Here is a 13383-nt window from a genome sequence, read left to right on the forward strand (position 1 = left end):
CAGGGTACGGCCCGGGGTGCGGCGGTAGCGTTGTGCGCGTGGAGCGGTCGACCGACGGGTGGGAGCGGGACATGTACGACGTGACGGCGGAGGTCCGGACGGACGACGGCAGCACCCGTGTGGTGTGCAGTGTGCCGTTGCCGGTCGCGCCGGAGGTCGTGTGGGACGCGGTCGCCACCGCGGAGGGCATCGCGTCGTGGTTCGTCTCGTGCGCGATGGAACCGCGGGTCGGCGGACGGATCGTGCAGTTCGCCGACCCGGGCGCGGCGGATCCCACGACCGGCCCGGAGGCCGCGGCCGAGGCCATGCTCACCGCGACCGTCGGGGAGATCACCGAGTACTCGCCGCCCACCGCGGGCGCGCCGGGCGTCTTCGCCTACGTGGAGCGGGACTGGATGGGCGAGGGCGTGCCCGTGCCGCCGTGGGAGACGTCGTGTGAGGTGGTCGACGACGGCGAGGGCGGCAGCGTGCTCACCCTGCGGTCCGGGTTCGGCTCCGGCGGGGAACTGGCGGGACAGTCGGTGTCGGGCAGTGTCGACGGGTGGGCGCAGGCGCTGACGGTGCTGGCCCACCGGCTGACCCATCGCCCGGCCGACGGGGTGGTGACCGTGGACGCGGCCACCGATCCGGTCGACGAGACGGTGCCCGAGCTGTGGGCCCGGGTGACGTCGCAGCTGATCGCCCCGGCGGCGGGCGTCGGCGGCCACCCGGGTGGCGACGCGGGCGGCGGCGCGGGCGGAAACGGCGTGGTGGCCCGCTCCGGCGAGGTGGGCGGCATCGTCGTGACCGAGTCGGAGGCGTCGCGCACGCTCATCCTGTCCGCGCCCGTCGACGGGATGCTCGAGCTGTTCGCCTTCCCGGCGGGCGAGACGCACGAGGACGCGGCCGGTCGCGCGGCGCTGGCGTTGCGGGTCTACGAGTACGTCGACGCGCCCGGCGGCGACGGCCGTCCGCTGGGTGCCGCGGCGGTCGACGTCACGCCCACCTGGGAGGCGCCGCGCTGGCGCGCGTGGCTCGAGGGACTGATCGGCGCCTGAGGAGGCTCGGCCGGCCCCGGGCCCGGCGGGGGTGACACGGGTGGACGGCCGAAACATCGCGGTCTGGTAAGACGATCTAGTCTCGGATCGCAGTAGGGTTGCGGTCAGCACGAGCCGTGCACCTCTCAAGAGCCGTGCACCTCCCACGAGCCGTACACCGACGAGGAGCAAGATCGCTTATGGCGGATTCCAACGACACCGTGACCATCGCAGCTGGCGAGGGCTCGCCCGGAACGGCTCTGATGGGCATCGGCGCCTACCGACCGCGTCGTGTGGTGAGCAACGAGGAGATCTGCGAGAAGATCGACTCCACCTCGGAGTGGATCTACGAGCGGTCCGGCATCCTCAACCGTCGCGTGGCCGACAAGGACGAGTCGGTCATCTTCATGTCGTCCGAGGCCGCCAGGAAGGCCGTGGCGTCGGCGGGGATCGATCCGGAGCTGGTCGACGCTCTCATCGTGTGCACCTCCACCTACGAGACCTACGTTCCGCACGCCGCCCCGCAGGTGGCGCAGAACATCGGGCGCAACGGCATCGCGGCGTTCGACATCACGGCGGGCTGCTCGGGCTTCGGCTACGGCCTGGCCGTGGCGTCCAACATGGTCCGCGGCGGCGGTGCCCGCTACGTGATCGTGGTGGGTGTCGAGCGCATGAGCGAGGGCATCGACTGGACCGACCGCAACACCGCCTTCATTTTCGGTGACGGTGCCGGCGCCGTCGTGGTGGGCCCCTCGGACACCAACGACATCAGCCAGGTCGTGTGGGGCTCCGACGGCGAGCAGTCCGAGGCGATCACTCTGACCAAGACCCTGCGCGAGTACATCGACGAGACCCAGAAGGCTCCTGCTCCCGCGCCCTTCCTGGTCATGGACGGCTCGAAGGTCTTCCGCTGGGCCGCGGTCCAGATCGCCAAGGCGTCCGCCCGGACGCTCGAGGCCGCGGGCGTGACCGCGGACCAGATCCAGGCGTTCATCCCGCACCAGGCCAACGGCCGCATCAACTCCGCCATGGCCAAGCACCTGGGCCTGCCGGACACCGTGGCGATCGCCAACGACATCGAGCAACACGGCAACACCTCGGCCGCCTCGATCCCGCTGGCGATGGAGACCATGCTCCGCGAGGGGCAGGCCAAGGAGGGCGAGATCGCCCTGTGCATCGGCTTCGGCGCGGGCCTGTCCTACGCTGGCCAGGTCGTCCGTCTCCCGGCGGCCCCGCCCGCGGACTAACGGCGCCGACTCGCGTCGTCAGGCGCGACAGGCCGTGGCACCGCCGGCCACCACGCGGCCCAGGGAGGGCACACAACTAGACATGCGTTCATGAGACAGTTGGCCCATGCGCACGTCTCTTCTCCGCCGCCCGTCGCGCCGCCTGGTGGCCGGCGCCGCCGCGGCCGCCGCCGTCCTGCTGTCCCCGCTGCTGGCTTCCCCCGCCGGAGCTGTGCCTGCCGGCGCCGCGCCCGCCATCCCGGCTCCGATCACGCCGGAGACGACTCCGCTCGAGGCCGCCGGCGGGTCCGTCCAGACCCTCGGCGCCGGGGTCGCCGGTCAGGTCACGGGCACTGGCCTGGGCCCCTCGGTGATGGCGGGGCCGGGCACCGGCCCGTCGAAGTACGTGGCGCTCGGCGACTCGTACGCTGCCGTGGGCCGGATCGCGCCCGGCGCGTGGGGCGCCGGGCCGGTCGCGTGCGTGCGTACCTCCGACGCCTATCCCACCGCGTTGGCCCGCGAACTGGGCGTGGGTACGTTCGTCAACGCGACCTGCGGCGGTGCGGTGGTCGACGACTTCCGGGCGGCCGGCCGGACCGGTGCTCCTCCCCAGTTCGACGCCCTCGACGCCGATACCGACCTGGTGTCGATGACGATCGGCGGCAACGACGTGGGCTTCGGTGCGGTGATCGTGGCCTGCGCGCTGCGGCCCAACACCGCTCCCGGGTTGCTACCGCTCGTCGACGGGGCGACCGGGAACCTGTCGAAGGGCTTCGACCCCACCACCGGCTGCTCCGACGTGATCGACCGGCAGGCCGCCGAGGCCCTCGAGCGTCTCGACCAGCGCCTGGACGGCGTGTACGCCGAGATCTCCGAGCGTGCGCCCCGCGCCCGCGTCGTGACGATCGGGTACCTGGCGGCCGTTCCGGAGGATGACGCGATCGTCCGGCAGTCTCCGTCGTGTGCGCCGTTCATGGTGATCAGCGCCGAGGAGCGCGCCAAGGTGCGCGGTTTCCAGGACAGCATCAACCGCGTCGTCCGCGACGCCGCCGAGCGCAACGGCGTCACCGTCGTGATCCCGGACGAGCCCGGACACTCGATGTGTACCTCGCCCGAGACCCGCTGGGTCGACTTCACCGGGCTCGAGACCGGCGCGGTCCCGGTCCATCCGACCTCGGCCGGCCACGCCCACGTCGCCGACCGCGTGCTGGCGGCGCTCGCCGACGCCTGAGCGTCCGACTGGTCACGCTCGCGGACATCTGTCCAATTACGCCGATCGCCGCTCGGACCGGCGGCGCTGAGGAGACACTGAGATCATGTCGACTCCTCATCGCCGCCGACGCGGCCCCCTCACCACATCCCTCGCCTTCGCTGCTGCCGCCGCGCTCGTCGCGACGCCCGCCGCGGCCGCCCAGTCCACTGCCCAGCCGGACGGCGCGATCGCCGTGAGCTCGCTGGGCACGACCAACGAGATCCCGGGCAGCATCGCCGGGTCGCTGGGCTCCCTCGCCGAACCTGCCTACCCCGAATACGTCGCGCTCGGTGACTCGTATGCAGCGCTGGGCGACGACACCGAGCCCGCTGACGGTCCTGTCGGCTGTGGCCAGAGCCTGGCGAACTACCCCAATCAACTCGACGCCAACCCGGCTGTCGGCGAGCTGACCGACGCCAGCTGCGGCGGCGCCGTGACAGATGACCTGTTCGAACCGCAGCGCGCCGGAGTTGCGCCCCAGTTGGACGCCCTCGACGAGGACACCGATCTGGTGACGCTGTCCATCGGCGGCAACGACGTGGGTTTCGGTTCGATCGTCCAGTGCATCACCGGTGGACTGCCGGGCTCCCCCCGCGACTGCGAGAGTGAGCTGGGCGCCACTGTGTCCGGGGCCATCGACGACATCTACGGCCCCGGCGGAGCGGTCGATGATATCTACGCCGAGATCGCCGAGCGCTCGCCCGATGCCGCGGTGATCGCGACCCAGTACCTGCCCCTGATGCCCGCCGAAGGCGAGGACGGCTGTGCATTCACCCAGTTCATCGGAGACGAGAACCTGGAGTGGGCCCGCGAGATCACCCAGGAGATCAACGACGCCGTCGACGAGGCGGCCCGCCGCAACGGCCATATCTCGGTGCTGCCCGTCGACGACGCGGACCGCAGCGGCTGCGCCTCGGTGGACGAGCGATGGGTCGTGTTCGCCGATGGCTCCCAGAACAATGCGGCGCCGTTCCACCCCACCGCTCTCGGCCAGCAGGCCATGGCGGCCGCGATCGCCGCGGCGCTCTGACGCGAGCCGACAGCCCGGCCCGCCGCGGCCAGCTCCTGCAGCCGCTCCTCGGCATGGCGTCTCGCACACACCGCGGGGCGAGCGAGACGCCATCGGCAGGGGCGGCTGTGCGCCGAGCGGGCACGCGCGGGAGCGGACTGCCTGACATGACGGGGCGCCGTCGCCGAGTCACCGGCGACGGCGCCCCGTCCGGCGTCAGCCCTCGAACAGCGTCTGTCCCACGTAACCGCCCTCGGGCGCGCCGGGCGGGAGCGCGAACACGGCGGAGCCGATCGGAATGGTCCACGTGTTGAGCGCGTCCTGCTCCGCGAGCCGCTGCTGGACCGGAATGTACGTGCGCACCGGATCGGCCTGGTAGGCGGTGAACAGCAGCCCGGAGTTGCTGATCTCGCCGCCCTCCGGCGGGTCGTCGTAGTTGTACGGCCGCCGGAGCATGGCTTCCCCGCGAGTGCGCTGCCGCGCCCTCGCGATGTGCGACTCCGGCGGGATGACAGGCAGGCCCACGTCGTCGACGGCCTGGAAGTCCGGCGGATCGTGTTCCTCCGCGCCCGTCAGCGGTGCGCCGGTATCGAGCCGCCGGCCCACGCTGAGCTCGCGGGAGGTGCGGTCGATCTCCTCCCAGGTGTCCATGGTCATGCGGATGCGCCGCAGCACCAGCGACGATCCGCCCCGCATCCAGCGCTGGTCGCTGCCGTCGGAGAACAGGATCTGGTCGAAGTCCACGTCGTCCGGCCGCGGGTTCTCGGTGCCGTCGATCTGCCCGAACAGGTTGCGTTGCGTCCGCCCGCTGGGGTCGGTGCCGACGGCCTTGCGGAAGCCCCGCTGCGCCCACCGCTGCCGCGCGACACCCCGCACCCCGGAGACGAGGATCCGGGCGGCGTGCGACACGATCAGCGGGTCGTCCGCGCAGATCTGCAGGAGCAGGTCGCCCTCCGACCAGCGGTCCTCGAGCTGGTCGATCTCCGGGAACGCGGGCAACTGCGCGAGCCACGACGGACGCTTCTCCGGCATCCCGGCGGCGTCGAAGAATCCCGGCCCGAGCCCGATCGTCACGGTGAGACGCGCCGGGTCCTCGGCGAGTTCGGGCTCGAGGTCTGCCAGGCCGCCCCGCCCCTGGGTGAGGCGAGCGGCGTCCTGGGACCAGGCACGCAGAACGCCCTGGATCTCGGTGCGCGTCGCTCCCGGGACGATGTCGAACGCCACGAACGCCGCGTGTGATTGCGGTGCCGTGGTGATGCCGGACTGGCGCGGGCCGTGGAACGGTTCCGTGGTGGTCCCCACGACCCGCGAGTCGGCGACCGTCTTCCAGTCGGCGATCGCCTCGTCGTCGTCGACGACACCCCGCCCCGCGTAGCCCGCGGCTCCCCCGACGACGCCGCCACCCACCACGGCCGCGACGCCGCCGGTGAGCACGGACCGCCGGGACAGGCCGCGCCGAAGCAGACCGCGTCGGGCCTGGTCAGCCATCGTGGTTCATGCCTCCGTCCGCCTCGTGGCCCGAGCCTCCGTGCTCGCCGCCGACGTACTCCTCCTCGCCGCCCTGGAAGTCGCGGGCGAAGACGGTGACGTCCTGCTCGGCGCCGTCGAACTCGAGGGTCAGCGTGATCTGCTGCCCGGTGGTGATGGGCTCCTCGAGGCCCATGAACATGATGTGGTTGCCGCCGGGCTCCAGGATGAGCTCGCCGCCGGCGGGAATGACGAAGCCGTCTTCCCGCTCCTGCATCATCATGCCGCTGCCGCCGGGGACGGTCTCGTGCAGTTCGGTGCTGCCGCCGAGTTCGCCGTCGACGCCGGTGAGGTGCAGGTCGGTGTCGCCGGGGTTGCGGATGGTGCCGAAGACGCCGGACATCTCGGTGTCGGTGGCCTTGGCCCAGCCGTCGTCGAAGTTCACGGTGGTGGCGCCGTTCTCCGCGGCGGTGTCGTCGGCGGTGGCGGCGTCGTCGGCGCCGCAGGCGGCGGTGAGGGCGAGCGCGAGGGCGGTGGCCGCCGCGAAGGCGGCACGGGTGTGGGTACGCATGGGTGTGAGTCCTTGGTGGCGTGTGTGTTTGCCCGGCGGCATGCGGCGCGCCGGGGCGTGAACAGGTGAGATCACACGGCCACGGGCGGAGCCCGGGTCCCCCCGCGGGCCCGGAGGTACCGTCCGCGCGGGACGTCGGCGTCGTAGGAGGCCAGGAGCCGGGCGACGACGACGAGATGAGCCGTCACGGGAGTGGGCAACACCCGGGCCGCCAGCCAGGACAGCGTCCCGGTCAGGATCGCCACGAGCGCGAGCGTGGTCGCGATCGCGGCCAGGTGGGCGCCCAGCATCGACGGGGTGAACAGCGCCGACGCGGAGGCCGCCGAGTCGAGGCCGACGCCGTCCATCGCCGCACGCACGGCCGCCGGGTCCGTCGCGTGGTGACCGAGCGGACCGGCCGCGCCGTGCGAGTGCCCGGAGGCCAGCACGAGGTGGACGATCCCCTGGCCCGCGATGAGGCCGCCCGCAGAGGTGAGGACCGGGGATCGATGCCGGGCGAGGGCCGCGGTGACCGCACCGACACCGGCGCTGGCGGCCGCGACCATGAGAATCTGCCCCGACGTGGGCGGGCCCGCCGCGGCACCGGCGGCCAGGCCGTGGGCGCTGATGCCGAACACGCCGCTGACCAGTGCGACCACGGTTCCTACGACCGCGGTCACCGCGGGTGGGACCTCGGCGCGCAGGCGGTCGGCGGACATAATCCGATTCTAGGCTGGCCCTACGACAGGACCTATCCGGCGGCGGCGCCCTCTGCGGTCGTGCCCTCCGCGGCCGTGCCCTCGGTGGTGGTCGCCAGTCGGGTGCGCTCCTCGTCGGCCAGGCCCGCGTCGATGCGCGCGAGCATGTGGGCGCTCATCTCGGGAAGGCCGTCGACCGCGAACCAGCGGACGTCGGTGTTCTCGCCGTCTGCGGGGTGCGGCTCGCCCCCGAGGTAGGTGCACGCGAAGGTGTGGTCGATGTACTGCGCTCGGTCGCCGTTGGAGTAGGTGACCATTCGGGAGACACCGAGGGAGGCGAGGCGGTCGACGCGAATGTCGACGGCGGCCTCTTCGCGCGCTTCCCGGACCGCGGTGTGGGCCGGGTGCTCCCCAGGATCGACGATGCCGGTGACGGGGGTCCACCATCCGTTGTCGCTGCGTCGGACGAGCAGGATCCGTTCGCCGGCGGCGTCGCGGATCACGGCGGTGGCGCCGGCCAGCCAGAGCGGAGTGGTCCCCACGTGGCGGCGGAGCTCGAGGACGAAGTCCGGGATGGTCATGACGGAAAGCGTATCCAGACCCGGGAAATGCAGCGATCCCCGCCGACCACACGGTCGGCGGGGATCATGGTTCGGGCAGGTATCAGAGAGTCGGCAGGGCCGGGAGCTCGATGCCACCGTTAACGGCGATACCGATCGCGATGCCGGCGCCGGCGAGCGAGCCGAGCGCGAGGAGGGTCTCGGTGTCGAGGTTCAGATCGGCGACGGAGCCGCCGGCACCGGGGGCGGGCGTCGCGGGCGGATCGACCGGAGTGGTCTCGTCCGCAGAGCCCGCCGAACCGGACTCGAAGTCGAACAGACCCTCCAGCGAACCGGCGAAGTCGAAGTCGTCGCCCTCCTCCGGGTCGAGGGAGCCGGTGATGCTGCCCAGGGAACCCGTAGCGACGTCCCCACCGGTCTCACCCTCGGCCGCCGAACCGAAGTCAGCCAGCGAGCCGCTGGTCGCGTCCCCACCGGTCTCACCCTCGGCCGCCGAACCGAAGTCAGCCAGCGAGCCGCTGGCCGCGTCCCCACCGGTCTCGCCCTCGGCCGCCGAACCGAAGTCAGCCAGCGAGCCGCTGGCCGCGTCCCCACCGGTCTCGCCCTCGGCCGCCGAACCGAAGTCAGCCAGCGAGCCGCTGGCCGCGTCCCCACCGGTCTCGCCCTCGGCCGCCGAACCGAAGTCAGCCAGCGAGCCGCTGGCCGGCGTAGCCGGAGCGGTGGAACCGAGGGCGGCTCCGAGGTCCAGGCCGCCGCCGGCACCGGCACCGGAAGAACCAAGGCCCCCGCCGAGGTTGAGGCCGAGCTCGGCACTCTGCGCGTTGGCGATACCCGGCATGGCGCCGAGCACGAGGCCGGAGGCCGCGATAACGGCCATCATCCGCTTTGCGTTCTTCATAGGAATTGCCTTCCTGTAGTCGTTGACGGCCCGGCGCTTCGGATCCCCTCCTCGCCGGTCCAGCGGGTGGCTTGAACCACCCGCAATTGGATCGTACGCTCAGCTTGTCGACAGAAACCTCGGGCCTGTTACACAGCATCGGCACCCGGCGGAGAACTGGTCCAAGATGCAGCAGTTGTCCAGCCACGCAATTCAGTTGGCCAGAACGCGCTCATGCAGGGCTTGTCGGCCGCCCACCACACCTTATGGTGAGCCCGCACAATTGGCTTTCTTTAATGAAACCACGATGGCAGCCCCAAAGTTAAACGAACTTTCTTCCGCTCGTGCCTTGGGCGGATTCCCCCGCCGGTCGACACACGGCGCCCAAAATCGACAAACTTGAGGTTAACCTCGTGTTGTCCCCAACAACCAGGAGCGTCATGGCACCGAGTACGACCGGAGTCCTCTTCCCCACCGATTCCGCCGGGAACCGCTCGACCGGTCGACTGGCCAAAGAGGTCGTCGCCGACGCACTCGCCACCGTCGACCCGTCCGCAGCCGAACGCGTGCACAGCATCAAGGACTGGCGCAAGGGCTACATCGAACCCTTCACCGAGCTCGTGCGGGTCGGAGTCTCCGACCCGGCGGCCTGGGACGGCGTCGCACGAGCAGCGCTCGACTCACTGCAGTCCCGGATGGTCGGCGTGCAAGAAGCGGACGGCCAACTGGTGGAGACCCCGATGAAGGACTACCTCGCCGTCGTCACCCCCACGTCCACGCCCGGAACCGAGACCATCCAGGGCACGGCGACCCCCGTCCGCGAGCTCTCCATCCCCTTCCGCGGCGAGGAACTGACCGGCGACCTCCTCCGCGCCCGCCTCGACAGGTGGGTCGCGGCCGGCGTCATCGAACCCAGCTGCGCCGACGCACTGAAACTCGTCCAGGACAACCCCGACTGGCTCTCACTCCCCGGCCGCGCCATGCTCGTCTTGGGCCTGGGCTCCGAGATGGGGCCCGCCCGCCGACTCCTGCGGTGGGGCGCCGACGTGCTGGGCGTCGACCTGCCGTCGAGCCCCGCGTGGGACCGCTTCCGCGCCGAGGCCTCCACCTTCGCCGGTCGCCTGCACATCCCCACCGACGCCGACGGGCGCCCCGGGATCGACCTGCTCACCCAGCTCCCCGAACTGGCCGCGTGGGCCCGAGCCGCCGCGCCCGCCCCGCTCACCGTGGGCAGCTACTTCTACGCGGACGGTGGAACCCACGTCCAGCTCTCGTCCGCGGCCGACGCCCTCGTCGTCGACCTCCTCGGCGACAACACCGCCACCGCGCTGGCCTACCTCGCCACGCCGATGGACACGTTCGTCGTCCCCGCCGAGGTCCGCGACGCCGCCGCGGCCGCGCTGGCGTCCCGGAAGATCACCGACATCAAGCGGGTCGTCGGCGCGCTGACCCGCCACAAGCTGTTCTGTCGCAACTATCCCGCAGGTCAGGGCCCCGCCGTCCACGACGCACTGGTCCCCCAGCAGGGCCCCAACTACACCCTCGCCAAGCGCGTCCAGCGCTGGCGCGCCACCACCGCGTTCGCCGACGGCCACACCGTCTCCGTCAACGTCGCGCCCGCCACCGACACCTACTCGGTCACCAAGAACAAGATCCTCGCCAGCACCTACAAGGGCGCCTACGCCTTCGGCATCGAGATCTTCGAGCCCGACACCTCCTCCGCCCTGCTCGCGGCGCTGCTGGTCCACGACCTTCACGTGGGTCGCCCGCAGGTCGACGTGCAGTGGCAGCACGAGTCGTCCGGCGCCGCATCCGGCGGATTGTGGCGTCAGCCCTACCTTCCCCGGACAGCCCTGCCGGTGGCCGCGCTGATCGGTACCGTCAAGAGGTAGGAGCACGCCGCACCGTATCAACGCCGAGAGACCTAAGGACGCCGCAATGCCGAATCCCTTCGCCAAGGGCTGGAACTACCTCAAGGCCTCGCTGGACAAGTCGGTCGACGACAACGCGGACCCGAAGGTGCTCGTCCACCAGGCCATGAACAACGCCCGCCAGCAGCACGAGTCGGTCTCCGACCAGGCCGCCGCGGTGATCGGCAACGCCAAGCAGCTCGAGATCGCCATGGGCACCAAGGCGCGCCAACTCGACGAGGTGCAGGGCCAGATCCGTCAGACCCTGCAGGTCGCCGAGCAGGCGCGCGCCGAGGGCGACACCGCCCGGGCCCAGCAGTTCGACGACCAGGCCGAGCAGCTCGCCGGCCGCCTCGTGGCGCTGGAGCAGGACCTGGAGAACACCCGCCAGCTCCACGGCCAGGCGGTCCAGGCCGCCGAGCAGGCCAAGCAGGCGGTCAAGGAGTCCGAGCAGCGGCTGCGTGAAACGCTCGCGCAGGAGGACCAGCTGCTGCTGCAGGCCACTCAGGCCGAGATGCAGCACCGCTCCACCGAGTCCATGGCCTCGTTGCAAGGCGCCGGCGGCGGCAACTCCCCGACATTCGACGAGATCCGCGCCAAGATCGAGGGCCGCTACACCACCGCGCTCGGCAAGCAGGAGCTCGCCGAGGCCACCGGTGCCCCGTCCACCGCCCAGCTCGACGCCGCCGCCTTCACCCGGGAGTCAGAGGGCAAGTCGAAGCTCGAGCAGATCCGCGCGTCGATGGGCCTGGCGTCCGGGTCCGATGCGGGCGCCGATCGTCAGCTGACGGACGGTGGCGGCCAGGCCGGCGCCTCGGGCGGACAGGCCGGCGCCTCGGGCGAGCAGCCCGGCCAGGGCGATCCGGCCGATCCGGCCGGCGCGCCCGAGCAGGCGGACCCCGAGGCCCCGCGCAACCCCGACGAGGCCACCGATCAGCCGGGCCCCGAAGACCTCTCGGGGCCGACGTTGCCCCGCGACACCAGGGAGTAACGTCCCCCGCGGACCGGATCCGCGATCTATCGTTGATCGGTGCGCAGACTCCGCCGTTCCCACGCCCTCCCACTCCTGGTCCCGGCCCTCGCCGCCGCCCTCGTCGGAGGCGCGGTCGCGCCCGCCGCCGCGCAGTCGCTGCCGGGCGGCTCGACGCCGGACATCGGCTCGGTGATGGGCTCCCTCGGAGGCAGTGTCGACCCCTCGAGCGCGGCCGCCGGCTCGGCGACCGTCGGTTCGACGGGCTCCACCGGCACGGATTCGCTGGTGGGCTCGGGCACCCTCCCTCCGCTGGGCACGGGCTCGCAGAACACGTCGGCCACCCCGCCTATCGGGATGGAGTCCGAGCCCGTCACCGTCTCCGAGGTTCGCCGGGTGGAGATCGGTGATCCGCTGGTCGCCGGCGGCGACCCCCGGTTCGAGCGCTGGTGGGTCGCCTCCGAGTCGATGAACCGCGTGCTGCCGGTGGAGATCTGGCGCCCGGCCTCGGACGCGCCGGCGCCCATGCTCTACCTGCTCGACGGCGTGGACTCGCCTTCGCCCAGCGGTTGGCTCCTCCCGGGCGGCGTCGAGCGGACCTTCGCCGGCGAGCACGTCACGCTCGTCATGCCCGCACGCGCCGACGGCTCTCTCCACGCCGACTGGCAGCGGGACGACCCGGTTCTCAGCCGCAACAAGTGGCAGACTTTCCTCACCGACGAGCTGCCGCCGCTGCTCGAGGCCGACACACAGCCCGGCCACTTGAACGTCGAACCCCTGCCCTTCACCGGCAAGCGCGGCATGGCCGGACTGTCGATGGGCGCGGCGAGCGCGGTGACCATCGCCGAGCGGCGCCCCGACCTGTACGACGCCGTGGGCGCGATCGCCGGCTGCTACACCGCACGCGACGACCTCGGGTTCATCCTCGCCAAGATCGTCGCCGAGACCCGCGGCGGCAACATCGCCAACATGTGGGGCCCGCGCACCGACCCCGACTACCTCGAGAACGACGGTCTGCTCAACGCCGACGAGCTAGCGGGCAAGGCTCTGTACTTCGCCACGGCAACCGGCATGCCCGATGCCACCGAGTGGGACCGCAACGGCCGCGACCTGCTGCGGTTCACGCAGGGTGCGGGCCTGGAGATGGCCACCCACGCCTGCACCGTGGAGATGGACCGGCGACTCGACGAGCTCGGCATCGACGCACGCATCGACTACCTGCCCACGGGGTTGCACAACTGGGACAACTTCGGCCGTTTCGTGGCCCCGATGCGCGATACGCTGATGCCGGCGCTGCGCTGACCGCCGCACGCGCCCTCCACCAGCGAGGAGTCGCCATGTCGACCACGCCCACGGCCTCCGGATACCTGTCCCCGACGGGTGCGGTGGTGTTCCCACGCCGCCTGTCGCTGTCCCGCGAGCAGGCGTGGGCGGCCGTCACCGACCCGACGCGCACCGCGCGGTGGATCGGCACATGGTCGGGCGATCCGGCGAGCGGCACCATCGAGATGACCATGTCGGCCGAGGAGGGCGCGCCGTCCGAGACCGTCGAGGTGGTGCGGTGCGAGGCGCCCGAACTCCTCGTCCTGAGACTCGGTCCGGACGGGTGGGTGGTCACCGTACGGATCGAGGGCGACGACGACGAGGTCGTCGTCTCCCTGGAACAGGACATCGCAGACGCCCAGTCCGCGTCCGACATCGGTCCCGGGTGGGATTTCTATCTGGACCGGTTGGTCGAGGCCGAGGCGGGCCGGGATCCGGAGGCGCTCGACTTCAGCCCCGACTACCACCCCGGCCTGGCCGCGCACTACCGGGAGCTTCTCGGCGGCTAGTCCCTCACCGCCCGGC

The 13383-nt window shown here is 71.8% G+C and carries 13 protein-coding genes; 8 read left to right on the forward strand and 5 right to left on the reverse strand.

The features are described from left to right. The first annotated feature begins 38 nt into the window (after positions 1-38). The 4 genes from A6035_RS14800 (at position 39) to A6035_RS14815 (ending at position 4524) form a co-directional block, all read left to right on the forward strand. Complete coding sequence (locus A6035_RS14800; RefSeq protein WP_244192457.1) at positions 39-1037, forward strand: SRPBCC family protein; 999 nt, start codon at positions 39-41, stop codon at positions 1035-1037. A 179-nt stretch (positions 1038-1216) separates the two neighbouring features. Further along, a complete protein-coding gene (locus A6035_RS14805) occupies positions 1217-2263 on the forward strand; it encodes a beta-ketoacyl-ACP synthase III (RefSeq protein ID WP_108848553.1) in 1047 nt (348 codons plus the stop codon). A 106-nt stretch (positions 2264-2369) separates the two neighbouring features. Continuing rightward, on the forward strand, positions 2370-3473 hold the full coding sequence (locus A6035_RS14810; RefSeq protein WP_108848554.1) for an SGNH/GDSL hydrolase family protein: 1104 nt from the start codon (positions 2370-2372) through the stop codon (positions 3471-3473). Between the two features lie 85 nt (positions 3474-3558). Continuing rightward, positions 3559-4524 carry an SGNH/GDSL hydrolase family protein gene (locus A6035_RS14815; protein ID WP_108848555.1) on the forward strand — a complete coding sequence of 322 codons (966 nt, stop codon included), beginning with the start codon at positions 3559-3561 and terminating at the stop codon, positions 4522-4524. Positions 4525-4719: 195 nt separating this feature from the next. Here A6035_RS14815 and A6035_RS14820 read toward each other — a convergent pair whose 3' ends face one another. From A6035_RS14820 to A6035_RS14840, 5 genes are all read right to left on the reverse strand, one after another. Beyond that, a complete protein-coding gene (locus A6035_RS14820; RefSeq protein WP_108848556.1) occupies positions 4720-5991 on the reverse strand; it encodes a Dyp-type peroxidase in 1272 nt (423 codons plus the stop codon). Next, positions 5984-6541, reverse strand: a complete 558-nt coding sequence (locus A6035_RS14825; RefSeq protein ID WP_167400738.1) for a copper chaperone PCu(A)C — start codon at positions 6539-6541, stop codon at positions 5984-5986. Before A6035_RS14825 ends, A6035_RS14820 begins: the two co-directional genes overlap by 8 nt. A gap of 71 nt (positions 6542-6612) precedes the next feature. After that, entirely contained in the window at positions 6613-7239 is a 627-nt protein-coding gene (locus A6035_RS14830) for a hypothetical protein (protein WP_108848558.1), read from the reverse strand. Between the two features lie 32 nt (positions 7240-7271). Next, positions 7272-7799: an NUDIX hydrolase gene (locus tag A6035_RS14835; protein ID WP_108848559.1), complete on the reverse strand. Its 528-nt coding sequence runs from the start codon at positions 7797-7799 to the stop codon at positions 7272-7274. A gap of 82 nt (positions 7800-7881) precedes the next feature. Further along, entirely contained in the window at positions 7882-8676 is a 795-nt protein-coding gene (locus A6035_RS14840) for a hypothetical protein (RefSeq protein WP_108848560.1), read from the reverse strand. A gap of 419 nt (positions 8677-9095) precedes the next feature. Here A6035_RS14840 and A6035_RS14845 point away from each other — a divergent pair, with 419 nt between their 5' ends. The 4 genes from A6035_RS14845 to A6035_RS14860 are packed head-to-tail and all read left to right on the forward strand — an operon-like array spanning position 9096 to position 13367. After that, entirely contained in the window at positions 9096-10547 is a 1452-nt protein-coding gene (locus A6035_RS14845) for a hypothetical protein (protein WP_108848561.1), read from the forward strand. A gap of 46 nt (positions 10548-10593) precedes the next feature. Further along, on the forward strand, positions 10594-11556 hold the full coding sequence (locus tag A6035_RS14850; protein WP_108848562.1) for a PspA/IM30 family protein: 963 nt from the start codon (positions 10594-10596) through the stop codon (positions 11554-11556). Between the two features lie 39 nt (positions 11557-11595). Further along, on the forward strand, positions 11596-12837 hold the full coding sequence (locus tag A6035_RS14855; protein WP_108848563.1) for an alpha/beta hydrolase: 1242 nt from the start codon (positions 11596-11598) through the stop codon (positions 12835-12837). Positions 12838-12872: 35 nt separating this feature from the next. Continuing rightward, on the forward strand, positions 12873-13367 hold the full coding sequence (locus A6035_RS14860) for an SRPBCC domain-containing protein (protein WP_108848564.1): 495 nt from the start codon (positions 12873-12875) through the stop codon (positions 13365-13367). The last annotated feature ends 16 nt before the right edge of the window (positions 13368-13383 follow it).

Source organism: Dietzia lutea, from assembly GCF_003096075.1.
GTDB lineage: Bacteria > Actinomycetota > Actinomycetes > Mycobacteriales > Mycobacteriaceae > Dietzia > Dietzia lutea.

Excerpts from the sequence above, each read along its gene's own strand:
- A6035_RS14805 (WP_108848553.1), top strand. The coding sequence starts at position 1,217 with ATGGCGGATTCCAACGACACCGTGACCATCGCAGCTGGCGAGGGCTCG.
- A6035_RS14810 (WP_108848554.1), top strand. The coding sequence starts at position 2,370 with ATGCGCACGTCTCTTCTCCGCCGCCCGTCGCGCCGCCTGGTGGCCGGC.
- A6035_RS14815 (WP_108848555.1), top strand. The coding sequence starts at position 3,559 with ATGTCGACTCCTCATCGCCGCCGACGCGGCCCCCTCACCACATCCCTC.
- A6035_RS14820 (WP_108848556.1), bottom strand. The coding sequence starts at position 5,991 with ATGGCTGACCAGGCCCGACGCGGTCTGCTTCGGCGCGGCCTGTCCCGG.
- A6035_RS14825 (WP_167400738.1), bottom strand. The coding sequence starts at position 6,541 with ATGCGTACCCACACCCGTGCCGCCTTCGCGGCGGCCACCGCCCTCGCG.
- A6035_RS14830 (WP_108848558.1), bottom strand. The coding sequence starts at position 7,239 with ATGTCCGCCGACCGCCTGCGCGCCGAGGTCCCACCCGCGGTGACCGCG.
- A6035_RS14835 (WP_108848559.1), bottom strand. The coding sequence starts at position 7,799 with ATGACCATCCCGGACTTCGTCCTCGAGCTCCGCCGCCACGTGGGGACC.
- A6035_RS14840 (WP_108848560.1), bottom strand. The coding sequence starts at position 8,676 with ATGAAGAACGCAAAGCGGATGATGGCCGTTATCGCGGCCTCCGGCCTC.
- A6035_RS14845 (WP_108848561.1), top strand. The coding sequence starts at position 9,096 with ATGGCACCGAGTACGACCGGAGTCCTCTTCCCCACCGATTCCGCCGGG.
- A6035_RS14850 (WP_108848562.1), top strand. The coding sequence starts at position 10,594 with ATGCCGAATCCCTTCGCCAAGGGCTGGAACTACCTCAAGGCCTCGCTG.
- A6035_RS14860 (WP_108848564.1), top strand. The coding sequence starts at position 12,873 with ATGTCGACCACGCCCACGGCCTCCGGATACCTGTCCCCGACGGGTGCG.